The sequence below is a fragment of the Pectobacterium parvum genome, from assembly GCF_020971565.1.
GTDB lineage: Bacteria > Pseudomonadota > Gammaproteobacteria > Enterobacterales > Enterobacteriaceae > Pectobacterium > Pectobacterium polare.
In genome coordinates, this window is record NZ_CP087392.1 from 2,713,490 (window position 1) to 2,739,317 (window position 25,828).

21 protein-coding genes and 1 other RNA gene are annotated in these 25,828 nt (G+C 52.8%); 12 read left to right on the plus strand and 10 right to left on the minus strand.

Going from position 1 to position 25,828, the window contains the following annotated elements; translation table 11 throughout:
* Nucleotides 1–289: 289 nt before the first annotated feature.
* On the plus strand, nucleotides 290–1,702 hold the full coding sequence (gene pykF / locus LOZ86_RS12265; protein ID WP_039481178.1) for a pyruvate kinase PykF: 1,413 nt from the start codon (nucleotides 290–292) through the stop codon (nucleotides 1,700–1,702).
* Nucleotides 1,703–2,015: 313 nt separating this feature from the next.
* The gene (locus LOZ86_RS12270) at nucleotides 2,016–2,252 is read left to right on the plus strand and encodes a major outer membrane lipoprotein (protein WP_005970385.1); all 237 of its coding nucleotides are present in this window, start codon (nucleotides 2,016–2,018) and stop codon (nucleotides 2,250–2,252) included.
* Nucleotides 2,253–2,431: 179 nt separating this feature from the next.
* Here the strand turns inward: LOZ86_RS12270 and LOZ86_RS12275 are convergent, their stop codons facing one another.
* The 7 genes from LOZ86_RS12275 to sufA all read right to left on the minus strand — a co-directional run bounded on the left by LOZ86_RS12275 (nucleotide 2,432) and on the right by sufA (nucleotide 9,649).
* The gene (locus LOZ86_RS12275) at nucleotides 2,432–3,454 is read right to left on the minus strand and encodes a L,D-transpeptidase family protein (protein WP_039481180.1); all 1,023 of its coding nucleotides are present in this window, start codon (nucleotides 3,452–3,454) and stop codon (nucleotides 2,432–2,434) included.
* A 476-nt stretch (nucleotides 3,455–3,930) separates the two neighbouring features.
* A complete protein-coding gene (sufE, locus tag LOZ86_RS12280) occupies nucleotides 3,931–4,347 on the minus strand; it encodes a cysteine desulfuration protein SufE (RefSeq protein ID WP_230242077.1) in 417 nt (138 codons plus the stop codon).
* 33 nt (nucleotides 4,348–4,380) lie between these two features.
* The gene (sufS, locus tag LOZ86_RS12285; RefSeq protein WP_039481186.1) at nucleotides 4,381–5,604 is read right to left on the minus strand and encodes a cysteine desulfurase SufS; all 1,224 of its coding nucleotides are present in this window, start codon (nucleotides 5,602–5,604) and stop codon (nucleotides 4,381–4,383) included.
* A complete protein-coding gene (gene sufD / locus LOZ86_RS12290) occupies nucleotides 5,604–6,947 on the minus strand; it encodes a Fe-S cluster assembly protein SufD (RefSeq protein ID WP_230242085.1) in 1,344 nt (447 codons plus the stop codon). The genes sufS and sufD overlap by 1 nt, the downstream gene beginning before the upstream one ends.
* The gene (sufC, locus tag LOZ86_RS12295) at nucleotides 6,922–7,668 is read right to left on the minus strand and encodes a Fe-S cluster assembly ATPase SufC (protein ID WP_039481193.1); all 747 of its coding nucleotides are present in this window, start codon (nucleotides 7,666–7,668) and stop codon (nucleotides 6,922–6,924) included. Before sufC ends, sufD begins: the two co-directional genes overlap by 26 nt.
* A 96-nt stretch (nucleotides 7,669–7,764) precedes the next feature.
* Nucleotides 7,765–9,264 carry a Fe-S cluster assembly protein SufB gene (gene sufB / locus LOZ86_RS12300; RefSeq protein WP_039481195.1) on the minus strand — a complete coding sequence of 500 codons (1,500 nt, stop codon included), beginning with the start codon at nucleotides 9,262–9,264 and terminating at the stop codon, nucleotides 7,765–7,767.
* A gap of 13 nt (nucleotides 9,265–9,277) precedes the next feature.
* On the minus strand, nucleotides 9,278–9,649 hold the full coding sequence (gene sufA, locus LOZ86_RS12305) for a Fe-S cluster assembly scaffold SufA (protein WP_039481198.1): 372 nt from the start codon (nucleotides 9,647–9,649) through the stop codon (nucleotides 9,278–9,280).
* A gap of 426 nt (nucleotides 9,650–10,075) precedes the next feature.
* On the opposite strand from sufA, the gene LOZ86_RS12310 reads away from it, so the two are divergent.
* A complete protein-coding gene (locus tag LOZ86_RS12310) occupies nucleotides 10,076–10,477 on the plus strand; it encodes a hypothetical protein (protein WP_039481200.1) in 402 nt (133 codons plus the stop codon).
* Between the two features lie 81 nt (nucleotides 10,478–10,558).
* Here LOZ86_RS12310 and LOZ86_RS12315 read toward each other — a convergent pair whose 3' ends face one another.
* Both LOZ86_RS12315 and ydiJ read right to left on the minus strand, forming a co-directional pair.
* The gene (locus LOZ86_RS12315; protein ID WP_039481202.1) at nucleotides 10,559–10,975 is read right to left on the minus strand and encodes a hotdog fold thioesterase; all 417 of its coding nucleotides are present in this window, start codon (nucleotides 10,973–10,975) and stop codon (nucleotides 10,559–10,561) included.
* Nucleotides 10,975–14,028, minus strand: coding sequence for a D-2-hydroxyglutarate dehydrogenase YdiJ (ydiJ, locus tag LOZ86_RS12320; RefSeq protein ID WP_039481206.1), 3,054 nt, complete (start codon nucleotides 14,026–14,028; stop codon nucleotides 10,975–10,977). The genes LOZ86_RS12315 and ydiJ overlap by 1 nt, the downstream gene beginning before the upstream one ends.
* 295 nt (nucleotides 14,029–14,323) lie before the next feature.
* Here ydiJ and ydiK point away from each other — a divergent pair, with 295 nt between their 5' ends.
* From ydiK to apbE, 3 genes are all read left to right on the plus strand, one after another.
* Nucleotides 14,324–15,433 (plus strand): AI-2E family transporter YdiK, encoded by a 1,110-nt coding sequence (gene ydiK / locus LOZ86_RS12325; protein ID WP_111778493.1) that lies wholly within the window; start codon nucleotides 14,324–14,326, stop codon nucleotides 15,431–15,433.
* Nucleotides 15,434–15,758: 325 nt separating this feature from the next.
* An RNA gene (rprA, locus tag LOZ86_RS12330) (antisense sRNA RprA) lies at nucleotides 15,759–15,870 on the plus strand.
* A 91-nt stretch (nucleotides 15,871–15,961) separates the two neighbouring features.
* Nucleotides 15,962–17,008: an FAD:protein FMN transferase ApbE gene (apbE, locus tag LOZ86_RS12335; protein WP_039481212.1), complete on the plus strand. Its 1,047-nt coding sequence runs from the start codon at nucleotides 15,962–15,964 to the stop codon at nucleotides 17,006–17,008.
* Between the two features lie 172 nt (nucleotides 17,009–17,180).
* Here the strand turns inward: apbE and ppsA are convergent, their stop codons facing one another.
* Nucleotides 17,181–19,559, minus strand: a complete 2,379-nt coding sequence (gene ppsA, locus LOZ86_RS12340) for a phosphoenolpyruvate synthase (protein ID WP_039481215.1) — start codon at nucleotides 19,557–19,559, stop codon at nucleotides 17,181–17,183.
* A gap of 300 nt (nucleotides 19,560–19,859) precedes the next feature.
* Here ppsA and ppsR point away from each other — a divergent pair, with 300 nt between their 5' ends.
* The 6 genes from ppsR to LOZ86_RS12370 all read left to right on the plus strand — a co-directional run bounded on the left by ppsR (nucleotide 19,860) and on the right by LOZ86_RS12370 (nucleotide 25,822).
* The gene (ppsR, locus tag LOZ86_RS12345; RefSeq protein ID WP_010276338.1) at nucleotides 19,860–20,681 is read left to right on the plus strand and encodes a posphoenolpyruvate synthetase regulatory kinase/phosphorylase PpsR; all 822 of its coding nucleotides are present in this window, start codon (nucleotides 19,860–19,862) and stop codon (nucleotides 20,679–20,681) included.
* Nucleotides 20,682–20,884: 203 nt separating this feature from the next.
* Complete coding sequence (locus LOZ86_RS12350; RefSeq protein WP_039481217.1) at nucleotides 20,885–21,931, plus strand: 3-deoxy-7-phosphoheptulonate synthase; 1,047 nt, start codon at nucleotides 20,885–20,887, stop codon at nucleotides 21,929–21,931.
* 235 nt (nucleotides 21,932–22,166) lie between these two features.
* Entirely contained in the window at nucleotides 22,167–23,216 is a 1,050-nt protein-coding gene (locus tag LOZ86_RS12355; protein ID WP_111778494.1) for a hemin-degrading factor, read from the plus strand.
* Nucleotides 23,213–24,031 carry a heme/hemin ABC transporter substrate-binding protein gene (locus tag LOZ86_RS12360; protein ID WP_040031678.1) on the plus strand — a complete coding sequence of 273 codons (819 nt, stop codon included), beginning with the start codon at nucleotides 23,213–23,215 and terminating at the stop codon, nucleotides 24,029–24,031. Before LOZ86_RS12355 ends, LOZ86_RS12360 begins: the two co-directional genes overlap by 4 nt.
* Nucleotides 24,028–25,032 (plus strand): FecCD family ABC transporter permease, encoded by a 1,005-nt coding sequence (locus tag LOZ86_RS12365; RefSeq protein WP_095699838.1) that lies wholly within the window; start codon nucleotides 24,028–24,030, stop codon nucleotides 25,030–25,032. The genes LOZ86_RS12360 and LOZ86_RS12365 overlap by 4 nt, the downstream gene beginning before the upstream one ends.
* Nucleotides 25,025–25,822, plus strand: a complete 798-nt coding sequence (locus LOZ86_RS12370) for a heme ABC transporter ATP-binding protein (RefSeq protein ID WP_111778495.1) — start codon at nucleotides 25,025–25,027, stop codon at nucleotides 25,820–25,822. The genes LOZ86_RS12365 and LOZ86_RS12370 overlap by 8 nt, the downstream gene beginning before the upstream one ends.
* Nucleotides 25,823–25,828: the final 6 nt, after the last annotated feature.

A 25,828-nucleotide genomic window follows, 5' to 3' on the forward strand; every position in this document is an offset into this window, starting at 1 on the left:
TTTACCACCTTGTTTCTCGTCGCTTAATAACTATAATACGAAACGTCGTTTCAATTGAATGGTTTCAGCTAAACAACGTGCCACTATCAATAACATTATTATCAACGGCATCACCAACGCGAATCCCACTCTCATGCGACGAGCGGCTGCGCACTTCATCACCCATTCACGACGACCATCTATACTTACCTCCTATACTGTTCCTTCACACATTCTTTCCAGCGGCCTGTCTCGCCTCGCCACTGGTTCACTCGTTTTTTTATCCATCACAACTTGTAGAAACTATCTTATGAAAAAGACAAAAATTGTTTGTACCATCGGGCCGAAAACTGAGTCGGAAGAAATGCTTGGCAACCTGCTGTCTGCCGGCATGAATGTTATGCGCCTGAATTTCTCTCACGGGGATTACGCAGAACACGGTCAACGCATCAAGAACCTGCGTGCCGTCATGGAAAAAACCGGTAAACAAGCCGCTATCCTCCTTGACACCAAAGGCCCAGAAATTCGTACCATGAAGCTGGAAAACGGCGCTGACGTCACGCTGACCGCAGGTCAAACGTTCACGTTCACCACCGATCAAAGCATCGTGGGTAACAAAGATCGCGTTGCAGTAACCTACGCTGGATTTACTGAAGACCTGAGCGTCGGTAACACCGTTCTGGTTGATGACGGCTTGATCGGTATGCAGGTTACCGCAGTCAACGGTAACGACGTCGTTTGTAAAGTGCTGAATAATGGCGATCTGGGCGAGAATAAAGGCGTTAACCTGCCTGGCGTTTCCATCCAACTGCCTGCGCTGGCCGAAAAAGACAAACGCGACCTGATTTTCGGTTGCGAACAAGGCGTCGATTTCGTTGCGGCATCCTTTATCCGTAAACGTTCTGACGTTGAAGAGATCCGCGCTCACCTGAAAGCACACGGTGGCGAGCACATCCAGATCATCTCCAAGATTGAAAACCAGGAAGGCCTGAACAATTTTGACGAAATCCTGGAAGCCTCTGACGGCATCATGGTTGCTCGTGGCGATCTGGGCGTTGAAATTCCAGTTGAAGAAGTCATCTTCGCGCAGAAGATGATGATTGAAAAATGTAACCTGGCACGCAAAGTGGTGATCACCGCAACGCAAATGCTGGATTCCATGATCAAAAACCCACGCCCTACCCGTGCTGAAGCTGGCGACGTGGCGAACGCCATCATCGACGGCACCGATGCCGTTATGCTGTCTGGCGAAAGTGCGAAAGGTAAATACCCGCTGGAATCCGTTACCATCATGGCGACAATCTGTCAGCGTACCGATTCCGTGATGAAAAGCCGTCTGGATACCATCAAGACTCCTCCGGTTCTGCGTATCACCGAGGCTGTCTGCCGTGGTGCGGTAGAAACTGCAGAGAAACTGGATGCGCCACTGATTGTGGTTGCGACCAGCGGCGGTAAGTCTGCCAAGTCTATCCGTAAATACTTCCCGAATGCCCGCATTCTGGCGCTGACGACTAACGAAGTCACTGCGCGTCAGCTTCTGCTGAGCAAAGGCATTGATACGCTGCTGGTGAAGGAAATTGCCTCTACTGATGATTTCTACCGCATCGGTAAAGAAGCTGCGCTGAACACCGGCCATGCGCAAGCTGGCGATGTTGTCGTTATGGTGTCCGGTGCACTGGTTTCCAGCGGCACAACCAACACCGCTTCCGTACACCGTCTCTGATCCCAACAATCAGATCGATAAAAAGCGCCTTAATGGCGCTTTTTTTATATTCTGAAATGACTTTCTACAGTGCGATAACCTAATTAATGCGTCTGTGTAACACGTCATTTAATAGCCGAAAACCTCAGAGTTATCCGATAAAAATAGCACTGTTTTCCTTACTTTTTTAATGAATATGTAAAACTCGCTGTTTCTTTGAGCGAACGATCAAAATTAAGCATGTTCTCATCAAAAATTTATTCTCATTAGAAAAAAGTTTGTGTAATACTTGTAACGCTACATGGAGATTAACTCAATCTAGAGGGTATTAATAATGAATCGTACTAAACTGGTACTGGGCGCGGTAATCCTGGGTTCTACTCTGCTTGCTGGTTGTTCAAGCAACGCTAAAATTGATCAGCTGTCTTCCGACGTTCAGACTCTGAACGCTAAAGTTGACCAACTGAGCAACGACGTGAACGCAATCCGCTCTGACGTACAAGCTGCTAAAGATGACGCAGCTCGTGCTAACCAGCGTCTGGACAACCAAGTTCGTACTTACAAAAAGTAATCGAACTGGTTAAGTAGTGAAAATGGCGCACACTGTGTGCCATTTTTTTTGCCTGCGTTTTACCTTTTTAGCGTTCTCTTTCAATCCTTTTTTCGCTTTGTCAGGCATCTTCATCCTTCTGCCCCATCCTTGGGTCAGCACAGATGCGCCTAAACGCATCTGGCCGATTTATTTCATTATTACCGAGCGGTGGTACTGATCGCCGAGATCGGCGCAACCTGATGCGTTTCAGGCGCTTCTGGAGCCGATTCTACTGGTGGCTGGTAGGTATTGATGTCTTGTCCTACGCTAACCACGATTGGCATGCCTGAACGACGCACAATGGCATCAGCAACGGCTTTACTGTCCGTCTCCGCATCTTTAACAAACTTCTGCGTCTTCGCCGTCAGCGCAATCGGCATGGTTTGTGGATCGTCCTTATCGGTTTTCGACAGAGGCTGATGCACTTCAACGTAGCGTTTGCCGTCGGGTTCAACGGACGTTTTAATCGCATCGTTAACAATCTGCACTCGCGTACCAACTGGTACGTTGTCGAACAACGCCTTGATGTCATCCGGGCGCAGACGGATACAGCCGGAACTTACGCGCATACCGATACCGAAGTCCGCGTTCGTACCGTGCAGCAGATAAACGCCACCGTGTGCTGACAGGCGCAGCGCATGTAACCCCATCGGGTTATCTGGGCCAGCTGGAACGACGGCAGGCAGTTTAATACCCTGCTCTTCAAGGTAATGCTTACGGATGTTCGCCGTTGGCGTCCAGGTCGGATTTTCACGCTTCTCGCTTACGCTGGTCGTCATCAGTGGCGTATTGCGCCCCAGTTGACCAATGCCGATCGGGTAAACGATGACGGTATTCTTCCCTTTCGGGTAGTAGTAAAGGCGCAGTTCCGCCAGATTGACCACAATGCCTTCGCGCGGGGTATCCGGCAGCAGCATTTGCGTCGGGATCGTGAGCGTGGAACCGGCTGTCGGCAAGTAAGGATCGACGCCTGAATTCGCTTCCATCATGCCCAACAGGCCAATTTTGAAATCCGCTGCGATAGCTTCCAGCGGACGACCATCATTGGGGACCGTATAAGCGATATTCTCACCGATAAGGCGGCTATTGGGTGGTGGTAGCGGGTATTCCGTCGCTGTAGCGGCGGTGCTGGTCAGGTATGCCGCGAAGGCCATACCAAGTAAAGTTAACGCGCGTTTCATATTAGGTTCCCTACATCACAACTAACATAAGTAATTTATCAACGACATCCGGTTCTGTACCCAGAATGCGGTATCCGGTTGGCTATATCCTGTTTACCCCGTCATACCTCAAGCTGCCTGTGCATTAGCGTTTTTGCAACCTGAATGGTTCGGGGATATCTGGTGTCAATGCGGCTATTGTTGCCCCTTTCCACCGAGCGTGGGTATATATTAGCATTGTTGTAACAAAAGAATATTTTATTTAAAAATCAAAGCATTGATATTCAATTCTTTACAAAGCAGAGCCAGCATAAAATTTAATGGGAAATAAATATACGGGACGAATTCTGAAATATCAGCGAGTTAATAAATCTGCCAAAAAACAATAACGTGCCGTTGGTAAATATCAGTAAATGAAAAAACAAAAAAAGCGCTGGACGTTTTTTCCGTCACAGCGCTTTTTTATACTTCAGGAAAGCAGAAAACAGGGAAGAAAATTAAAGCAGTGCCGCAGCATGCGCACGAATCGCGCGCAGCATCGCCTCAAGCCCCTGAGAACGGGATGGCGTCAGGTGTTGATTCAACGCCAGCGATTCAAAGAATGGCCGCACGTCCAGTTCAACAATCTCCTGCGCTGTCAGCCCCTGATACAGGCTGAACACCACCGCAATCAGCCCCTTCACAATCGCGGCATCACTGTCGCCGTGCAGAGTGATAACGCCCTGTTCATCAGGCTGTGTCACAATCCAAACCTGACTTTGGCACCCTGAAATCAGGTTATCTGGATTACGCCACTCGTCGGGCAGAGGGTCAAGACGCTCCCCTAACTCGATGACATAAAGATATTTTTCTTCCCAGTCATTACAGCGCGCAAAGTTGCGCGCCAGTTTCTTCGGTTCTGGCAGACTCGCCATGTTTTTCTCCCCGAACAGGTCCGCGCGCGGCGCTTAACTGCCCAGTAATCGATGGATACGTTGCAATCCGGCAACCAGCCGGTCAATTTCTTCGCGTGTAGTATAAACGGCCAGCGAGGCGCGGCACATACTAGGAACACCGTAGTGTTCCATCAGCGGCATCGCGCAATGGTGGCCGGTGCGAATCGCAATACCGTACCGATCGAGGAAACTTCCGACATCATAGGCGTGGTGCTGCCCAAGGTTAAATGCAATAACGCCGTGGCGTTCAGCAGGCCCGTACAATGTCAGATCGGGCACCTGCGTGAGCGCTTCCAGCGCATACTGCATCAGAGAGGATTCATAACGTTGAATCTCTTCACGCCCCAGCGCCGTCACATAATCCAGTGCGGCACCTAAGCCCATGATGCCGCCAGTATTAGGCGAACCAGCTTCAAAGCGCCACGGGGAATCGGCATAGGTGGTACCCGTACGTAGGCTCACCTGACGAATCATCGCCCCGCCGCCTTCCCACGGCGGCATGGCCTGAAGCAGGTCACGTTTGCCGTATAGCACGCCAATGCCCGAAGGGCCGTAGATTTTATGTCCTGAAAAGACAAAGAAATCGCAGTTCAGATCCTGTACATCGACAGGCTGATGCATAATCGACTGCGCGCCATCGACCAGCACGACCGCACCAACCGCTTTTGCCTGCGCGATCATGGCCTTCACCGGATTCAGCGCGCCGAGTACGTTAGAGATCTGCGTCACCGCCAGCAGGCGAGTACGTTCGTCCAGCAATACAGGAAGCTGTGCGATATCCAGCGAACCATCTTCAGCCAGCGGCAATACGCGAACCTCAACGCCACACGCTTCCGCCAGTATCTGCCAGGGAACGATATTCGCGTGGTGTTCCATCTCGGTGATGATCAGGTTGTCGCCCGGCTGAATGAAAGCGCGACCATAGCTGTTAGCCACCAGATTGATGGCCTCCGTCGTCCCGCGGACAAAAACAATCTCTTCCGCTGAGGCCGCATTGATAAAGGAGGCGACCTTCTCGCGCACCGCTTCCATCGCGCTGGTCGCCTGTGCGCTCAGCGTGTGAATACCGCGATGCACTGCGGCATATTCATGACGATAGAATTCGGCTTCGCGATCGATAACCGCGTGCGGTTTTTGCGCACTCGCGGCGCTATCAAGATAGGCTAACGGCTGGCCGTTAACCTCGCTTGCCAGCAACGGGAAATCGGCACGAACCCGTTCAATAGGATAACTCATCATACCGCCTTGCCGGCATTCGCCAGCGCGTTTGGCAAACGCTGCGCGATACGTTCCAGAACCACATCTCGCAGAGACTCGTTTTCAATCGCTTCTGTGACTTCCGCCGCAAAGGCGAAGATGATCATCTGTTGCGCATCCTGCTGCGTAATACCACGAGAACGCAGATAGAACAGTTGTTCTTCGTCCATACGGCCAATAGTGGCACCGTGACTGCATTTCACGTCGTCTGCGTAGATTTCTAACTGCGGCTTGGTATCAACCTCAGCCAGTCGCCCCAGCAGCAGGTTGTTGTTAGTCATCTGTCCGTCAGTTTTCAGCGCATGCGGCGCAACTTTGATCATGCCGTTAAACACCGCTCTGGCGCGATCGTTGACGATGACTTTATGCAACTGGCGGCTTTCGCCATAGCCCTGATTGTGCTCCAGATACGTGCGCGTATCGCACACTTCGCTGCCAACCGGCAGGATCAGGCTGTTCATGGACAGATTGGTGCCTTCGCCGTTCAACTGGGCGCTGGTGTGGTGACGCGTCAGCCCCGCCCCCAGCAGGAAGCTGTGGCTACGAACCCGAGCATCACGCGCCAGCACCAGATCGTTATGCGCGAAGTGGTAGCCCGCTGCCGCTTCAAACGCCAGCTTATAGTGGCTAACCTGGCTATTTTCCGCCGCATTCACCGTCAGGCGTGCGCCGGTAAAGTGCGCATGCTCATCCAGACTGACGTAGTGCTCGATAATTTCCGCACTCGCGCCACGTTCCACGTTCAGATGATGACGATGGTGAACCGTGTTCAACGCGGCTTCCTGGCTGCTACTAATGTGCAACAGGTAAAGCGGTTTTTCCGCCTGCTGTCCGGCAGCCAGACGAATCAGCGTACTGGTGCTAGCCAGACTTTCGGTCAGGTGCAGGAACACTTCAGGCTGGATGGCCGCAGGCAGCACGCCATGCGCATGCGCCGCCTGTACGTCCACCTGATAAGGGACCCAGGCGCTGTCGCTGAGTTCGGCGTTGAATACGCCATCGACAAACACCAAACGCCAGCTATCCACCGCTAATGCCAAGGCGTCTACCGCTGCACGATCGAGAGACGGTGCCTGTGGTGCGACAAATTCGTTGCTCAGCAAACCATCCAGCGGCGTGTATTTCCAGTGCTCATGCTTACGGTGCGGTAAGCCGAGGTGCACCACGTCCTGCCAGTGTTGGTTCGCTTCTTCAGAGCGGCGCGATGCATCACGTTCAAACAGGCCATGCCATTGCTGCAGCGCCTGCTCTTGTTTCTGTGCGATGCTGGTTTTACCCGTCGCGTTATCGCTCGTCTTATTGCTCGTCGGTAAGCCAGCCATAGCCTTGCTCCTCCAACTGTTTCACCAGCGAGAAATCACCGGACTTCACAATACGTCCCTGATACAGAACGTGGACATGATCCGGTTTAATGTAATCAAGAATACGCTGGTAGTGCGTGACGATGATAAACGAACGTTTGCCATCGCGCAGGGAGTTCACGCCGTTAGAGACGATTTTCAGTGCATCGATGTCCAGACCGGAGTCGGTTTCATCCAGAATGCACAGATCCGGCTCCAACGCCGCCATTTGCAGAATGTCGTTACGCTTCTTCTCACCGCCGGAGAAGCCTACGTTGACCGAACGGGTCAGCAAATCTTCTGGCATATTCAACAGCGCGATTTTTTCTTCGATAAAGTCGGCGAAATCAAAGCGATCCAGCGGTTCCTGCTCGCGGTATTTGCGTACCGCGTTAACGGAGGTTTGCAGGAAGAACTGGTTGCTGACGCCGGGGATCTCGACAGGGTACTGAAACGCCATGAAGACGCCTTCGCCCGCACGATCTTCTGGAGACAATTCCAGCAAATCTTTCCCTTTGAAGCTGACCGAACCGTCAGTCACTTCATATTCTTCGCGTCCAGCCAGCGTCGCGGAGAGCGTACTTTTTCCTGAGCCATTCGGGCCCATAATTGCGTGAACTTCACCTGGCTTAATAGTGAGATTAAGCCCTTTGATGATCTCTTTGCCTTCTACGCTGACTTTTAAATTTTCGATGCTTAACATGCTTATTCCTTCCAACGCCCAATGTGGCGGGCGCTTAATGAATTCTGGGACCGATGATTCTCATTATTCTCTGTGAAAATCCCGGTAACCGCCGAATTAACCCACGCTGTGTTCCAGGCTAATCGCCAGTAACTTTTGTGCTTCTACCGCGAATTCCAGCGGCAATTCAGAGAAGACGTCCTTACAGAATCCGTTCACGATCATCGAGATGGCGTCATCTTCGCTGATACCGCGTTGCAGACAGTAGAACAGCTGGTCTTCACCAATTTTCGAGGTCGTCGCTTCGTGCTCCAACTGCGCGGTATTGTTGCGCACTTCCACGTATGGGAAGGTGTGCGCGCCGCACTCGCTACCAATCAGCATGGAATCACACTGGGTGAAGTTACGGGCGTTGGTCGCGCTCGGCATGATCTTCACCAGACCACGGTAAGTGTTCTCACTGCGCCCAGCGGAAATCCCTTTAGAGATGATGGTCGAACGGGTGTTTTTACCGATGTGAATCATCTTGGTGCCGGTATCGGCCTGCTGACGACCGTTGGTCAACGCGACAGAGAAGAACTCGCCGACAGAGTAGTCACCGCGCAGAATAACGCTCGGGTATTTCCAGGTGATCGCGGAGCCAGTTTCTGACTGCGTCCATGACATTTTTGAATGCTCGCCTGCACACAGCGCGCGCTTGGTCACGAAGTTCAGAATCCCGCCTTCTGCGTCATCTTTACCGGAGAACCAGTTCTGCACCGTGGAGTATTTCACTTCGGCATTCTTGTTGATGATGACTTCCACCACGGCGGCGTGCAGCTGGTAGGTGTCACGAACAGGCGCGGAACAGCCTTCGATGTAGCTGACGTAGCTGTCGTCATCGGCGATCAGGATCGTACGCTCGAACTGACCGGTTTTCGCGGCGTTGATGCGGAAATACGTCGACAGTTCCATCGGGCAGCGTACGCCTTTCGGGATGTACACAAACGTGCCGTCGGAGGCAACCGCCGAGTTCAGCGCCGCAAAGAAGTTGTCGTTCGCCGGGACGACCGTACCGAGATACTGACGCACCAGATCGGGATGTTCCTGAATCGCTTCGCTGAATGAGCAGAAAATAATGCCTTTTTCAGCCAGCTCATGCCGATACGTGGTCGCAACAGAAACGGAGTCGAAAATCGCGTCGACCGCGACTTTTTTGCCTTCACGGACAGGAACACCCAGCTGATTAAACGCATTCTCTACTTCGCTGGTCAGGTAATTATTCACGTCCGTAATCCCGGATTGCTGCTTGGCACCGGGCTCAGAGCCGCAGCTGTCATCGCAGTTACCGCAGGAAGGCGCGGAATAATAGCTATAGTCCTGGTAGTCCAGTTTCTCGTAATGGGCTTTCAGCCAATGTGGTTCTTCCATCTCCAGCCACGCTTTGAAGGCATTGAGACGGAATTCCAGCATCCACTCAGGTTCGTTACGCTTCGCCGAGATCGCCCGTACGACATCTTCGTTGATGCCGTGCGCCAGCTCATCGGTTTCCAGCTGCGTGAAGAAACCTTCTTTATAGCGTCCATCACCCATCCAGATCTGGACATCATCAGGTACATCTACCGTGCTACGTGCCATAATTTTTCATCACTTAAATGCCAAAGCTTTCGCCACATCCACAAGCATGCTGCGCTCTGGGATTATTAAACTTGAATATCTGATTCAGCCCTTCACGGACGAAATCAAGTTCTGTGCCGTCAATGAAAGGCATCGCCTTCAAGGGGACATACAGTTTTGCGCCATCACGTTCGAACACCAAATCGTCGGTCTCGAACTCTTGTACCAGATCCAGCACATAGCCAAACCCTGCACAGCCTGACTGTTTAACGCCGAGCCGTAGTCCTTGCACGGCGTCATCCTGCTTCATCAGATTCTTAATCTGCTTCACGGCGCTGTCGGTCAGCGTCAATCCTTGCCAGACATTTTCATCCAGTGAAAACGTCCCTACATTTTCCGCTTGCATATGGAATACCTCATTGCGTGTGGTACCAGTTTTAGGCTGGTTTCCCCTAATGTTAGTGATAATGAAACTAGCTTCAACCTCTTGTTTCGCAGGGCTATTCGTAACATTTCGGTTTTTAACGAGCCAATAGCGCTATTTTACACGTCTCTGACGCGTCAAACAATGCGGCAAAAAATCAACTAACCAATTGATAATAAATGAATTAAATTCATCACCCCTGTCCCTTTCGGGAAGGTGAAAATTATCATCTCGTTATCATTATTATAACATTTATCGACGATACCTATTTGTAAAAGAGGGAAGGTATATGAAGATTTATGTGATTTCCGATCGGACTTTTAACGCTAAAGCACATTTTACCCATTGATCATGGCCTTTTTTATTAATATGATAATGATTATCATTTAATATTCAGGGTCGATAACCATGCTTTCCATGAATGCCTGGCTGCACCACCAAATTGACGAATATAAATTTCAGATTCGCGATGCTACCGTTGATTTCTATATGGCGGAAGCTCGCCTGAACCGTCCGGGAAGCAATATTGACCATTTACGTCGCTATCATAACGCCTGCATGGACATGGTTGAACTCTGTTTGAGAAATGGCGATGACGACAGCTATCTGCATGCGCTGGTCAAGCTGCACAATCGGTTGATTAAAGAGATTAATAATGAAGGGCGTTGCCAACTCTTTCGAGTGCAAAGCTACTACTTTGCCCGTAACACGCTGAAGTCGATTTGCCATCAGTTAAGCATGCAAGGCTCGTGGGATAAAGCAACCGCGTTTCAGACGGATTTCGTTAAGCGTGTGCTGTTTCTCCCCTGAAGAGCAATGTTTTCTTGAGAACAGTGTTTTCCCAGAACCACGAAACCAGACCGGCCAGCAATCTGGTTTCGTGCTTGATGTTTACGGCGTAATGACCGACGTCGTCAGACGTGAAATGCAGCACAGGCGATTCTGGTTATCAAAAATCTCAATCTGCCACACCTGACTACGGCGGCCAACGTGAAGCGCACGACACACGCCCCGCACTTCCCCTTCGCGCACGGCTCGCAGATGGTTGGCATTGATTTCAAGCCCCACCACCTGCTGATCGCCCTCAGAACACAGATAGCCCGCGACAGAGCCCAGCGATTCCGCCAGCACAACAGATGCACCGCCGTGCAATAAGCCAAATGGCTGACGCGTGCGAGAATCCACCGGCATCACCGCTTCCAGATAATCCTCCGCGATATAGGTATAACGAATACCGACATGACCCACCATACATGTTTGGCTCGGTTCGTTAAGTTGCTCAAGCGTAACCTGTCGTTTCCATAGCATTAAATAATCTCCAGCAAGGCCTGTAGCGGATGGCGCAATGCGCTACCTTCCATGCGTTTCACCTGACTACGGCATGAATAGCCCGTAGTCAGGCAGCGTTTCTGCGGTAACTTCTGCAACACCTGCTGCCAGGAAAGCGCATAGATTCCCTGCGAGTTAGCGAGGTTCTTGGTTTCATGCCCGTAGGTTCCCGCCATGCCGCAGCAGCCAACGCTGACATTCTCCAATTTGGCACCAAAGCGCGAGAAAATGTCGGACCACTGTTTCGTGCTGATCGGCAGCGCCGTGGTTTCCGTACAGTGCCCCAGCAGATACCAGGATTCGCCAGTGGCAGGCTGCGGCGTGCTGTCTGCCAATGCCGTCACTAGCCATTCATGCACCAGTTGCACCTGAAAATCGCCACGCTTCTCGCCCAAAATTTCACGGTATTCGTCGCGATAACACAACACCAGCGCCGGATCGACGCCCACCATCGGCATCCCTAATTTAGCGACGCGGTTCAGGAAATCTGCCGTCTTCGACGCCGTTTTGGCAAAGCGCTGCAGGAAACCTTTAATATGTTGTGCCTTCCCGTTCGGCGAGAACGGCAACAGGACTGGCTTCAGCTTCAGTTTTTCGATCAGATGGACGAAATCTGCCACCACTTGCGCATCGTAATAGCTGGTAAACGGATCCTGCACGATTAACACGTACTGCTGGCGTTCCGCTTCCGGCAACTGTTCCAACTGCTCAAGCGTGGTGTTGACGCCGCTGTGTCCTGCAAATTGCTGGCGCAGCGATGGCGATGACAGCAGGGGTAAATCGACCATGCCGATCTGGCTGCGGCTCAGGTTATTCAGCAGCGGCATTTTCAGGAAGAAGTTAAACGTCTTCGGGCTGCGTGCCATCAGCGGCGCATAGCTTTCGACACCGGCAACCAGATAGTCACGCACTGGTCGCAGATAGCGCGTGTGGTAAAGCTGCAGAAAGCGAGAACGGAAACCGGGCACGTCAATTTTGATTGGGCACTGCGTTGAGCAGGCTTTACACGCCAGACAGCCCGACATCGCGTCTTTAACTTCGTGCGAGAAATCGTAATCCCCTTGCTTCGCCTGCCAGGTATTGCGGGTCTTCTGGATAAAGGCGCGCAGGCTCAGTTTCTGCTGCGGCAACGCTTTCTCCAGCGCTACTGGATCGACGCCCTGCTCCGCCAGCAGGCGTAACCATTCACGCACCAGCGTCGCACGACCTTTCGGGGAATGAATCCGGTTACCGCTAATTTTCATCGACGGGCACATTGGGCTACGGGCATCAAAGTTAAAACACAACCCGTTACCATTACATTCCATCGCGCCACGGAACGCCGTGCGCACCGTCAGCGGGATCGTGCGATCGAACGTGCCACGCTTGACCGCATCGACTTTCATCATCGGCGCATCCACGTCTAGCGGCGCACAAATCTTACCGGGATTAAGTCGGTTATCAGGGTCGAACGCAGCCTTGATACGGCGCAGTTCGGCATACAGTTCCGGCCCAAAGAATTCAGGGCTGTACTCGGCGCGGAAGCCTTTACCGTGCTCACCCCACAGCAGACCGCCGTATTTGGCCGTCAGCGCAACAATCTGGTCAGAAAGCTGTTTCATCAGTATTTCCTGTTGTGGGTCGCACATATCCAGCGCCGGACGAACGTGCAGCACCCCAGCATCCACATGACCGAACATGCCGTACGTCAGGTTATGGCTGTCCAACAGCGCGCGGAACTCTTCGATGTAATCCGCCAGATGCTGTGGTGGCACGCAGGTATCTTCCGCAAACGGAATCGGCTTCGCCAATCCTTTGCTGTTGCCCAGCAGCCCGACGGCTTTTTTCCGCATGGCATAAATACGCTCGATTCCGGCCAGATCGTTACAGGTTTGGTAACCAATCACCCCGCCTTCTCCGCTTGCCAGCAGCGTATCCAGCCGTTGACAGAGCGAATCGACCTGCCCATTAATCAGTGCTTCATCATCACCTGCGAATTCAACGATATTCAGGCCAAGCATTTCCTGATTAGGCACATCGGTAATCAGTTCGCTAACGGAATGCCAGACAATATCTTCGCGAGCAAGGTTTAAGACTTTGGAATCCACGGTTTCAACGGATAACGCCTTCGCTTCCACCATGAACGGCGCATTGCGCAACGCGGAGTTGAAGGAGTCGTATTTGATATTGACCAGACGACGGCTCTTCGGCAGCGGCGTGATATCGAGCTTCGCTTCGGTGATAAACGCCAGCGTCCCTTCCGCCCCGGTCAGAATACGCGTCAGGTCAAAGGTGCGGAGATCGTCTCTGAACACATGACGCAGGTCATAACCCGTCAGAAAACGATTCAGCTTAGGGAATTTGTCGATAATCAACGCTCGCTGTTCGCGACAGCGGTGCAGCACCGTATGGTAAATACGGCCGATGGCGGAATCTTCTAACGCCAGCTTCTCTGCCAGTTCTATCGGCATCGCCTGCGTATCCAGCATTTCGCCGCCCAGTAGCACCGCACGCAGCCCCAGCACATGGTCTGAGGTTTTCCCGTACACCAGCGAACCCTGCCCTGAGGCATCGGTATTGATCATGCCGCCCAGCGTCGCCCGGTTACTGGTCGACAGCTCGGGTGCGAAGAAATAGCCATAAGGCTTCAGATACTGGTTAAGCTGATCTTTAATGACGCCAGCTTCGACGCGCACCCAGCCTTTCTCAGGATTGATCTCCAGAATGCGGTTCATATAACGCGACATATCGACCACGATGCCGCGATTCAGCGCCTGCCCGTTCGTTCCTGTCCCGCCACCGCGTGGAGTAAAGGTCAGCCCTGAAAAACGCGTATCGCCCGCCAGCCGTGAGAGGATCGCGACATCGGCGGTTGAACGGGGGAAAACCACCGCATCCGGCAAAAGTTGATAGATGCTGTTATCCGTTGCCATCGTCAGACGATCGGCATAATTGGTCGCCGTATCGCCTGTGAATCCATTTTTCTTTAATGCTTCCAGAAAATTAAGCACCGGCTGGACCAGCCCGGGAGATTGCGTGATCTGTGGGATCATTATTTTTTGACCCTGTCCGTACATGATGTGTTTGCCAATATGTCGTGATATGCCTGTGAAGAGCCCGATATAGCCGCTCTGTCATCGGGGACATCACGTTTTATCACATTTCGCAATCGTGTGCGCTCCCGGATCGGCAAAAACATACAGCGTATTGGCTAATGGCCGTTTCACCAACAAAATGTTCAACACGCTGTCAAAACCCTCGGAAATATCTCATGATGGCTCGTGACTACATGGCTTCACCCAAGCAACCTCGCCTAAGCCCTTTCTTTTGCTATTGAGGAACGATTCATTGAGCAAATATTCCCAGCCACCACGATTTGATCTGGCCAGAATCCTGTTCAGTCTGGTGTTTATTACCATCATGATTATTGCCTGTTTTTGGGTGGTACAGCCTTTTATTCTGGGATTCGCCTGGGCGTGTATGGTGGTTATTGCCACCTGGCCGATGCTGATTAAATTTCAGGCGCTATTATGGGGGAGACGTTCTCTCGCCGTGCTCGTTATGACGCTACTGCTCATCCTGCTATTTATTGTCCCGATTGCCGTGCTTGTGAGTAGCGTGGTGGAGAACAGTTCGGCGCTAATGAGCTGGGGAGCCAGACAGGAAAACTTTTCGCCGCCAACGTTGGAGTGGCTGACGTCCATTCCTTTAGTCGGTGAGAAATTATTCAACAGCTGGCAGACGCTGTTGCAAAGCGGCGGCAGCGGTTTGTTCGCCAAGGTGCAGCCCTATTTTGGTAAAACCGCGACCTGGCTGGTTGCACAGGCGGCGCATGTCGGGCGCTTTCTGATGCACTGTTCCCTGATGCTGATCTTCAGCGCCCTGCTGTATTACAAAGGTGAAGCCGTTGCGAAGGCCGTGCGACACTTCGCTATCCGGCTGGGACAGGAGCGCGGCGATGCCGCTGTGATTCTGGCAGCGCAATCAATTCGCGCCGTCGCACTGGGCGTCGTGGTAACAGCCATCGTGCAGTCGGTATTAGGCGGGATTGGTCTGGGGCTGTCTGGGATTCCTTACACCACGCTATTAACCGTGCTGATGTTTCTGTGTTGTCTGGCGCAGTTAGGGCCGCTTCCGGTATTGATTCCTGCCATTATCTGGCTGTATTGGACGGGCGATAACACCTGGGGCACCATCCTGCTGGTCTGGAGCTGCGTCGTTGGCACCATCGATAACGTTATCCGCCCGGTATTAATCAGAATGGGTGCCGATCTTCCTATGTTGTTGATTCTTTCCGGCGTGATTGGCGGCTTGCTGGCGTTTGGCATGATAGGGATATTTATTGGCCCGGTCGTCCTCGCCGTTTCCTACCGTCTGCTGTTTGCCTGGATGCGTGAAATCCCCGAACCGCAAAGCATCCTCTCCGTTAATACGTCTAACACCACAGATAAAGAGTAAGACCGACAGTCACCGTTTTCTCTTCCCGTGGGCGGTACGCCGCCCACACATTCCCTCTATCTGCATCGCTTCTTCGGCACTCTTTGCGTACACGGCTTTGGCACTATTTTTCGGCGCTATCATTCCCTTACTTTTCCAATAGGTAAAAATAGCTAATGATTAACCCTCTATTCCTGGGGATTAGTCCTAAAAATTTTGATATCATTTCTCTAATGCATCAATTTTATTGACAATAAAAAAACCCTGAGGTGCCAATCCTTAAAAGATAATTAACTATTAGGATGATTCTTAATGACTGAATCGGGCATAATCCATAGGATAAGTACCGGAGCTAGTATTAACCTACTGTTTGTCAATGAGGTTTCCTCCTCGTCAGAGTTAGTAACGAATTGCTGTGTGTAGTCTTTGCCCATCCCCTGAGATGGGCCTTTTTTTTCCTTTCATTTGTCTTCCATTCAATTACGCTTCATCCCTTTTTTGTTACTCTCCTGTCTGCCTACCCTTAGTTCAGTTTTTCAGGAGTTTTTCATGATGCCTCTTGCCGCGAAGAGAGTGCTACTCTGTGGCTTATTCAGCCTTCTGACAGCCTGCGATAATTCAACGCCTACGACACAGCGGCCTTTGTTGACCATTGAAGGCAAAACCATGGGGACGTTTTACAGCGTAAAAATTAGCGGCGACATCCCCGAAGACAAAACGCAGCTGCAACGGGAAATCGATGTCCTGCTGGAGCAGGCCAATGACGATATTTCCACCTACCGTGACGATTCAGTCCTGTCGCGTTTTAACCAGTACCGAGGAACGGATCCTCAGCCCATCAGCAATGGCATGGCGGATATCATTCTGGCCGCACTGCGTATCGGTAAAGCCACGCACGGTGCGATGGATATCACCGTCGGCCCGTTGGTTAATCTTTGGGGATTCGGCCCACAGAAGCAGCAGACACGGATCCCCAGCCAGCAGCAGATCGATGTAGCGCGACAAAATGTCGGGCTGCGTCACCTGAAGCTGATCGGTGACGAAAAAGGAGAATGGATTCAGAAAGATCTCCCGGATTTGTATGTGGACCTCTCCACGCTGGGCGAAGGATACGGTGCCGACGTTCTCGCGCAGTTAATGACGCGTAAAGGAATCACCAATTATCTGGTTTCCGTCGGTGGCGCGGTTTCCAGCCGTGGAGTGAACGCCGAGGGTACGCCGTGGCGCGTGGCGATACAGAAACCCACTGACCAGGAAAATGCAGCACAGGCGGCGGTGAATTTGCAGGGGTATGCGATCAGTACTTCCGGCAGCTATCGGAATTATTTTGAAGAGGACAGCAAGCGCTATTCTCACGTTATCGATCCCGAGACGGGCAGACCGATTACTCATCAGTTGGTTTCTGCAACCGTGATTGCACCAACCGCGCTGGAAGCCGATGGTTGGGATACCGGTTTGATGGTGTTAGGAACGGAGAAGGCGTTGAAACTGGCAGAACAACAGGGGCTAGCGGTTTATCTGATTACCAAAACGGATAAGGGCTTTAGCGCGGTGATGACGCCACAGTTTAAATCCTTCTTGATTGCGGCACCGTAAGAAATGCCAAGGCCAACGGCAACCCCATCGCGATAAGATCGAGATACACGGGGCGACCACGAAGTGAGGCATCCCTGCGGGAACCTCATCTCCGTGTTTCCCCTAAAATCTGACATCGTCGGTTACTATGACGCCCGGCAGTCACCGAGCGTCATAGCATTCACCGTACTGATTACTTGTGCTCAGCCAGATTCAGCCAGGTTTGCACCACGGTGTCCGGGTTAAGCGACAGGCTATCGATGCCCTGCTCCATCAGCCAGATCGCGAAATCTTCGTGATCTGACGGACCTTGACCGCAGATACCGACGTATTTGCCCTGTTTCTTGGCGGCCTTGATCGCCATCGACAGCAGCGCCTTCACCGCATCGTTACGTTCATCAAACAGTGACGATACCACGCCAGAATCGCGATCCAGACCCAGCGCAAGCTGTGTCATGTCGTTTGAGCCGATAGAGAAACCATCAAAGTGTTGCAGGAATTCATCGGCCAACAGCGCGTTGGACGGAATTTCGCACATCATGATGATTTTCAGACCGTCTTCGCCACGGCGCAAACCTTGATTCGCCAGTTCAGCCACCACCGCTTCCGCTTGTGCCACGGTACGTACGAACGGGATCATGATCTCGACGTTTTTCAAGCCCATCACGTTACGCACGCGTTTGACGGCTTCGCATTCCAGCGCAAAACAGGCTTTGAAGTCCGGCGACACGTAGCGACCCGCACCGCGGAAGCCCAGCATCGGGTTTTCTTCTTCCGGCTCATAGCGCTCACCACCGACCAGATTGGCGTATTCGTTCGATTTAAAATCGGACAGGCGGACGATAACGCGCTTCGGCGAGAATGCCGCTGCCAGCGTCGCGATTCCTTCCGTCAGGCGACCGACATAGAACTCCACCGGGTCGTCGAAGCCCTGCATCAGCGTTTTGATTTCACGTTGCACTTCAGGGGCTTGCTGATCGAATTCCAGCAGCGCACGCGGGTGCACGCCAATCATGCGGTTGATGATGAATTCCAGACGCGCCAGACCGACGCCATCGTTTGGCAGGCAGGCAAAATCAAATGCACGGTCAGGGTTACCCACGTTCATCATGATTTTCAGCGGCAGTGCTGGCATTTCATCAATCTGTGAACTCTTCACGGAGAAATCCAGCAGGTCCTGATACACGTAGCCCGTGTCGCCTTCCGCACAGGAAACCGTCACTTTCTGGCCTTTGCGCAAACGCTCGGTTGCATCGCCGCAGCCCACAACGGCCGGGATACCCAACTCGCGTGCGATAATCGCCGCATGACAGGTACGTCCACCGCGATTGGTGACAATCGCCGCCGCTTTCTTCATGATCGGTTCCCAATCTGGGTCGGTCATGTCGGTCACCAGCACATCGCCTGCGTTGATCAGGTGCATCTCGCTGATGTCCTGAATCACTTTCACTTCACCCGCACCAATGCGGTGGCCGATCGCACGGCCTTCCACCAGCACCGTACCGCTAGCTGGCAGGTGGTAACGTTCCATCACCTGACCATTGGAACGAACCGTTTCTGGGCGCGCCTGCACAATATAAAGCTTGCCGGTATGACCATCTTTCGCCCACTCGATGTCCATCGGACGGCCGTAGTGTTTTTCAATCAGCAGTGCCTGACGCGCCAGCGCCTGCACTTCATCATCCGTCAGGCTGAAACGCGTCGTTTGTTCTGTCGGCACATCTTCAATCCGCACCTGCTTGCCATGTTCCTGGCTCGCGGCATACACCATACGGATTTTTTTCGATCCCATGTTACGGCGCACAATCGCAGGTTTGTTGTTCTGCAACGTCGGCTTGTGAACATAGAACTCGTCTGGGTTCACTGCACCCTGCACCACCATTTCACCCAAACCGTAAGCCGACGTAATGAACACTACCTGATCAAAACCGGATTCGGTATCAATGGTAAACATCACGCCCGCAGAGGCCAGATCGGATCTCACCATGCGCTGCACACCCGCCGACAGCGCCACGCCACGGTGGTCATACCCCTGATGTACACGATAGGAGATCGCACGATCGTTAAACAGCGATGCAAATACGTGCTTCACAGCCACCATCACCGCATCAATGCCCTGCACGTTCAGGAAGGTTTCCTGTTGACCGGCAAAGGATGCATCCGGCATATCTTCTGCCGTGGCGGAAGAACGCACAGCAAACGAGGCGTCTTTCTCACCGTCGGCCAGTTGCTGATAGGCGTCACTGATTGCCTTTTCCAGCTCCGGCTGGAATGGCGTATCAATAATCCACTGGCGAATCTGCGTACCGGCGCTCGACAGCTGGCTCAGATCGTCAATGTCGGTGCGATCGAGCAGCGCATAAATGCGCTGGTTAATCCCGCTTTGATTAAGAAAATCATTAAACGCCTGCGCCGTTGTCGCAAAGCCGTTGGGAACGGCTACGCCCAATCCTGAAAGGTTGGTGATCATTTCACCCAGAGAGGCATTTTTGCCTCCCACCCTTTCAACGTCGTGCATACCGAGCTGGTTATACCAAAGGACATTACGCAAATCAGGGCCGTTATTGGACATCGAAAATAATCCTTTCTGCATACAATTAAGGTATGAAAGAGTTCGGTTGAGAATCGCCTCAACGCAATCAGGTTAGCATAGCGTTTTGATGAACATGGACAGGTGAATCGATCAACCTATGAAAAAAAACTGATTTCACGGCGAATGATTGCTTAACACGGTAAAAATCCAATATCGTAGAAGATTAGTATTCTTTATCATGAAGATAATGAAATAGCGTTTTAATAAAAGTATTCTTGAAACGCAATTTTTGACGAGGTTGACGTGTTCGAGTTGTCTGAAATATCAACAGGGGGTTATGTGGAAAGAAGCGTATTTTATGTCTCGGACGGTACGGCCATTACGGCAGAAGTACTGGGCCATGCGGTGCTGTCCCAGTTCCCTGTGAACACGGTTAGCTATACCTTACCTTTCGTGGAAAGTGAAGCGCGCGCCAAAGCCGTGTGTGAGCAAATCAATACGCTGTATCAGCAAACTGGTGTGCGCCCGCTGGTATTTTACTCCATCGTCACGCCGACCGTGCGTAACATTATTACCAGCAGCGAAGGGTTTTGCCAGGACATCGTACAGGCGCTGGTTGCCCCCTTGCAGGAAGAATTGAACACGCCACCTACGCCGATTGCCAACCGCACTCACGGTTTGACGGCCAATAACCTAAGCAAATACGACGCCCGTATTGCCGCCATCGATTATACGCTGGCGCACGATGACGGCATTTCGCTGCGCAACCTCGATCAGGCACAGGTTATTTTGCTGGGCGTGTCACGCTGCGGTAAAACGCCGACCAGCCTGTATCTGGCGATGCAGTTCGGCATTCGCGCTGCCAACTATCCTTTTATTGCCGATGATATGGATAACCTGCGCCTGCCCGACGCGTTAAAACCTTTCCAGCACAAGCTATTCGGGCTCACTATTGATGCCGAACGGCTGGCGGCCATTCGGGAAGAGCGCCGGGGCAACAGTCGCTATGCTTCGTTGCGCCAGTGCCGCATGGAACTCAGTGAAGTTGAAGCGCTATTTCGCAAACACCAGATTAAATATCTCAATACCACCAATTATTCCGTTGAGGAAATTTCCGCCAAAATCATCGACATTCTCGGCATGAGTCGAAGAATGTACTAGTACATGATAGATTTTTTATCCTGATGCGGTTGTAATGTGCGCCAGTTCGTTTATTGTGTGCACCATCACTTCCCGGCATTTCGCCGCTGCGAAGCAACCTTTTAGTCGGAAACATAGCCTGAAAACGCTGTCTGAAAACACCGCCATGTTTATTCATTTCGGTGACGGCAGGTTTTCGGCTTGACCGCATTCAGAGATAAAACATGCTGCAAACAGATGAACTGCGGAGCGCGCGCATCGAGAGTCTGGTTACGCCTCAAACGCTACTCGCCAGACTCCCGATTACCCCTGCCGTTGCCGAAAATGTCACCTCGTCACGCAAGAAAATCGAAGCCATTCTAACCGGTCAAGATTCCCACCTACTCGTCGTGATTGGCCCCTGTTCGATCCATGACACCGACAGCGCGTTAGATTATGCACGCCGTCTGGCCGCGCTGCGCACGCAATATCAGGATCGACTGGAAATCGTCATGCGCACCTATTTTGAAAAACCACGCACGGTGGTGGGCTGGAAAGGACTCATTTCCGATCCCGCGCTTAATGGAACGTTTCAGGTGAATGAAGGGCTGGAGATTGCGCGCCGCCTGCTGCTGGACGTCAACCAGCTTGGATTGCCGACCGCGACGGAATTCCTCGATATGGTCACCGGCCAATATATCGTTGACCTGATTAGCTGGGGCGCGATTGGTGCGAGAACCACCGAAAGCCAGATCCACCGCGAAATGGCTTCTGCGCTGTCCTGCCCTGTCGGCTTCAAGAACGGGACGGACGGTAATACACGTATCGCCGTTGATGCCATTCGTGCCGCTCGCGCCCAGCATATGTTTCTCTCGCCGGATAAGCAGGGATTCATGTCGGTCTACAAAACGCAGGGCAACCCGTTCGGCCACATTATTATGCGTGGCGGGAAAAAACCGAACTACCACGCGGAAGATATCGCTGCAGCCTGCACTCATCTGCGTGAATTCTCGCTGCCCGAGCATCTGGTGATCGATTTCAGTCATGCCAACTGTCAGAAACAGCATCGCCGCCAGCTCGACGTAGCCGATGATATCTGCCAGCAAATTCGTGCCGGTTCACACGCTATCGCGGGCATCATGGCGGAAAGTTTCTTAGTCGAAGGTAACCAGCCAGCGATCAATCCTCTGGCATTGACGTATGGGCAATCCATTACCGATCCGTGCCTGAGCTGGCAGGACACCGAAACGCTGCTGGCACGTCTGGCGGACGCCGTCGACAGTCGTTTTTAATCCGATATACTCTGGCACACTCACCTTCCCCCGGTAGTGTGCCAGCCGTTTTCCAGCTTTCCCGTCGCTTATCCCGCTATCTCGTCGTATGTAACCGCAGTACGTAAATACCTCTTACGATTCCTCTTATTCCACTTATTAAGAAAACTTCACTTGAGGTTGCGTTTTTGTTACATGAAAATGATTCTCATTCATTGCTATGATTAATACGACAACGATTAAGGGAACGAACGAGATGCAGACGTCCATTTACCAACAATACCTCCAGGCAAAAGTTGAACATCCACGTAAATACGCCCGCGATTTGGCTGCGCAACTCGGCATCAGCGAAGCGGAACTGACCCACGCCCGTGTCGGACACGATGCGCAGCGCTTACAGGGTGACGCCAAAGTTTGGTTAAGCGCGCTGGAGCAGGTTGGTAATACCAAGTCGATCACACGTAACGAATACGCCGTGCATGAGCATACTGGTTACTATCAGAACCAGACGCTTGATGGGCATGCCGGCCTTATCCTCAACCCGCGCGAGCTGGATCTGCGTTTGTTCCTTTCTCAATGGGCTTCCGCTTTTGCGATGCGTGAAAACACCGCACGCGGTGAGCGTCAGAGCATTCAATTTTTCGATCATCAGGGTGATGCCATCCTGAAGGTCTACACAACTGACACCACGGACATGGCCGCCTGGCAGCTATTTGTTGAGAAGTTTACCAGCAGCGAAAATCCCGCGTTGGCACTTCGTCCAGCAAACAGCGCAGCAGCCGAGCAGGTCGTTGCCCATAATCCTCAGCTTGAAGCGGAATGGCGTGCGATGACGGACGTGCATGATTTCTTCATTCTGCTCAAGCGCCATAACCTGACGCGCCAGCAGGCGTTTAACTCAGTCGCTGATGATTTGGCCTACCGTGTAGACAACGACGCGCTGTCACAGATTCTGTTTGCCGCGCGTGAAGATCAGAACGAGATCATGGTATTTGTCGGTAACCGTGGCTGTGTGCAAATCTTCACCGGTACGCTTGAGCGTGTAGAGCGTATGGAACAACATGCAGAGTGGATTAACATCTTTAATAAAGATTTCACCCTGCACCTGATCGAAGGCGCGATCGCTGAAAGCTGGATCACGCGTAAACCGACGGCCGACGGCATTGTGACCAGCCTCGAACTCTATGCCGCAGACGGTTCTCAAATTGCACAACTCTTTGGGCAACGTACCGAAGGCACGCCGGAACAACAGCAGTGGCGCGACCAGGTTGATGCTCTGAAACCATACAAGGATCTCGCCGCATGAAAAACTGGCTATTCCCCCTGCTATTGACACTCCCGCTGGGGGTGTCTGCTGCCGAGCGTATCGTTTCTATCGGCGGCGACGTCACAGAAATCATCTATGCGCTGGGCGCGGAGAAAGATCTGGTGGCGCGCGACAGCACCAGCCTACACCCGGAAGCCGTGAAGAAACTGCCTGACGTGGGCTACATGCGTCAGCTCAACACCGAAGGCATTCTGGCAATGAAACCGTCTCTGGTGGTCGCCAGCGATCTGTCTCAACCTTCGCTCATCTTGCAGCAGGTAGCGGACAGCGGTACCAAAGTGATTCACGTTCCTGCTCAGCCTTCGCTGGATGTGGTGCCGCAGAAAATCGGCGTCATCGCACAGGCGCTGGGCAAAGACACAGAAGGTAAAAAGCTGACGGAAACCTATCAGCAGCAGTTGGCGGCAGTCAAAACGTCACCGCTGCCGGTTAACGTGCTGTTCGTTCTCAGCCACGGCGGCATGACCGCAATGGCAGCAGGCAAAAACACCCCAGCGGACACGATTATCCGCCACGCCGGGTTGAAGAATGCCATGCAGAACGTTGAACGCTACCAGCCGTTGTCGCAGGAAGGCGTGATTGCCAGCGCACCGGATCTGATTCTGATCTCCAGTCAGGGACTGAAAACGCTGGGCGGTGAAGCGCAAGTCTGGAAATTACCCGGCCTGGAACTGACGCCTGCGGGCAAAAACAAGCGTCTGTTAGTGGTCGATGATATGGCGATGCTGGGCTTTACACTCGACACCCCAACGCTTATGGCGACGCTGCGTCAGACAGCTGAAGCGATAAAATGACATCACGGTTTCACCCACGCACGTGGTTGATCGCGCTGTTGTTATTGATGGTGGCACTGATGGTGGGTGCCGCCAACATGGGCGCACTAACCCTATCGCTCAAGATGTTATGGCAAACGCCGCTTGACGATCCGATCTGGCATATCTGGTTGAATATCCGCGTGCCCCGTGTGCTGCTGGCGATCCTCGTCGGCGGCGCGCTGGCCTGTTCGGGCGCGATTATGCAGGGGTTATTTCGCAATCCTCTCGCCGATCCCGGCCTGCTTGGGATCAGCAGCGGTGCCGCACTCTGCGTCGCGATAACTATCGTGCTGCCGCTCGGCCTTCCCCCTCTGCTAGCGCTTTATGGTCCGATGTTCGCCGCTTTCGCGGGCAGTCTGGCGATTACCGCGATCATTTTCATCCTCAGCCGCTCCGAACAAGGTGGGTTAACCCGGCTGCTGTTGGCAGGCATCGCGCTCAATGCACTGTGTATCGCACTGATCGGCGTGTTGACCTACATCAGCACTGACCAACAGCTGCGCCAGTTTTCGCTCTGGGGCATGGGCAGTCTCGGGCAGGCACAGTGGCCGATGCTGCTGGTTGCCAGTACGCTGACCATCCCTGCGATGATCGCGACGCTGTACTATGCACGTCGTCTGAACCTGTTGCAGTTAGGAGATGAGGAAGCGCATTACCTTGGCGTCAACGTGAAGCGCACCAAGCACATTCTGCTGCTGCTCAGCTCGCTGCTGGTAGGTGTCGCGGTAGCGGTGAGCGGCGTGATCGGTTTCGTCGGGCTTATTATCCCGCATCTGATACGTTTGCATCTGGGTGCCGATCATCGCTGGCTTATTCCCGGTTCTATCCTCGGCGGTGCCTGTCTGCTGCTGTTTGCCGACACGCTGGCACGCACGCTGCTTGCTCCGGCAGAAATGCCCGTTGGGTTGTTAAGTAGCCTGATCGGCGGGCCGTATTTCTTATGGCTGATCGTTCAGCATAAAGGACGGGGCAATGACTAACTCAGCACTTGATCGGACGTTAGTCGCACGCCATCTACGCTTTCAGGCCAACGGCCGTTATCTGACGGACGACGTTTCTCTGGAACTTCACAGCGGGGAAATCGTCGCGATTATCGGCCCTAACGGCGCGGGGAAATCGACCCTGCTCCGTTTACTGACAGGTTATTTGACGCCAGATGAAGGCGAGTGCCTGTTGGCCGGACAGCCTTTCTCACACTGGCAGCCCGGCGCACTGGCAAAAACGCGAGCGGTGATGCGCCAGCATAGCGGTATGGCGTTTGCGTTTAGCGTGCGGGATGTCGTTGCGATGGGTCGCTCCCCTCATGGTCGCTACCCGAAAAATGATGATGTGATTCAGCAGGTCATGGCGCAAACGGGCTGTCTGGAACTGGCTACGCGCGACTATCGCCAGCTTTCTGGCGGGGAACAGCAACGTGTACAGCTCGCTCGCGTGCTGGCACAGCTGTGGCATCCAGAACCGACGCCGGGTTGGTTGTTCCTCGATGAACCGACTTCGGCGCTGGATCTATACCATCAGCAGCACCTCTTGCGGCTGCTCAAGCAGCTTACGCGCGAACAGCCGTTATCCGTATGTTGCGTCCTGCACGACCTGAATCTGGCCGCGCTGTATGCCGACCGTATTCTGCTGTTGCATGAAGGGAAGCTGGTCGCACAAGGCACGCCCGCGCAGGTATTACAGGCGGACACGCTGACTCACTGGTATCGCGCCGATCTCAGCGTCGGTTCACACCCTGACTACACCATTCCGCAGGTTTATCTGCGGCAATAGCCAAGT

What these genes read in the sequence shown, in the direction of transcription:
- LOZ86_RS12270 (WP_005970385.1), top strand. Translation starts at nt 2,016, where the DNA reads ATGAATCGTACTAAACTGGTACTGGGCGCGGTAATCCTGGGTTCTACT.
- sufS (WP_039481186.1), bottom strand. Translation starts at nt 5,604, where the DNA reads ATGAGTTATCCTATTGAACGGGTTCGTGCCGATTTCCCGTTGCTGGCA.
- sufE (WP_230242077.1), bottom strand. Translation starts at nt 4,347, where the DNA reads ATGGCGAGTCTGCCAGAACCGAAGAAACTGGCGCGCAACTTTGCGCGC.
- sufB (WP_039481195.1), bottom strand. Translation starts at nt 9,264, where the DNA reads ATGGCACGTAGCACGGTAGATGTACCTGATGATGTCCAGATCTGGATG.
- LOZ86_RS12275 (WP_039481180.1), bottom strand. Translation starts at nt 3,454, where the DNA reads ATGAAACGCGCGTTAACTTTACTTGGTATGGCCTTCGCGGCATACCTG.
- sufC (WP_039481193.1), bottom strand. Translation starts at nt 7,668, where the DNA reads ATGTTAAGCATCGAAAATTTAAAAGTCAGCGTAGAAGGCAAAGAGATC.
- LOZ86_RS12350 (WP_039481217.1), top strand. Translation starts at nt 20,885, where the DNA reads ATGCTGCAAACAGATGAACTGCGGAGCGCGCGCATCGAGAGTCTGGTT.
- LOZ86_RS12360 (WP_040031678.1), top strand. Translation starts at nt 23,213, where the DNA reads ATGAAAAACTGGCTATTCCCCCTGCTATTGACACTCCCGCTGGGGGTG.
- ppsA (WP_039481215.1), bottom strand. Translation starts at nt 19,559, where the DNA reads ATGTCCAATAACGGCCCTGATTTGCGTAATGTCCTTTGGTATAACCAG.
- apbE (WP_039481212.1), top strand. Translation starts at nt 15,962, where the DNA reads ATGATGCCTCTTGCCGCGAAGAGAGTGCTACTCTGTGGCTTATTCAGC.
- LOZ86_RS12315 (WP_039481202.1), bottom strand. Translation starts at nt 10,975, where the DNA reads ATGCTATGGAAACGACAGGTTACGCTTGAGCAACTTAACGAACCGAGC.
- LOZ86_RS12310 (WP_039481200.1), top strand. Translation starts at nt 10,076, where the DNA reads ATGCTTTCCATGAATGCCTGGCTGCACCACCAAATTGACGAATATAAA.
- LOZ86_RS12365 (WP_095699838.1), top strand. Translation starts at nt 24,028, where the DNA reads ATGACATCACGGTTTCACCCACGCACGTGGTTGATCGCGCTGTTGTTA.
- LOZ86_RS12370 (WP_111778495.1), top strand. Translation starts at nt 25,025, where the DNA reads ATGACTAACTCAGCACTTGATCGGACGTTAGTCGCACGCCATCTACGC.
- ydiJ (WP_039481206.1), bottom strand. Translation starts at nt 14,028, where the DNA reads ATGATCCCACAGATCACGCAATCTCCCGGGCTGGTCCAGCCGGTGCTT.
- pykF (WP_039481178.1), top strand. Translation starts at nt 290, where the DNA reads ATGAAAAAGACAAAAATTGTTTGTACCATCGGGCCGAAAACTGAGTCG.
- sufA (WP_039481198.1), bottom strand. Translation starts at nt 9,649, where the DNA reads ATGCAAGCGGAAAATGTAGGGACGTTTTCACTGGATGAAAATGTCTGG.
- sufD (WP_230242085.1), bottom strand. Translation starts at nt 6,947, where the DNA reads ATGGCTGGCTTACCGACGAGCAATAAGACGAGCGATAACGCGACGGGT.
- LOZ86_RS12355 (WP_111778494.1), top strand. Translation starts at nt 22,167, where the DNA reads ATGCAGACGTCCATTTACCAACAATACCTCCAGGCAAAAGTTGAACAT.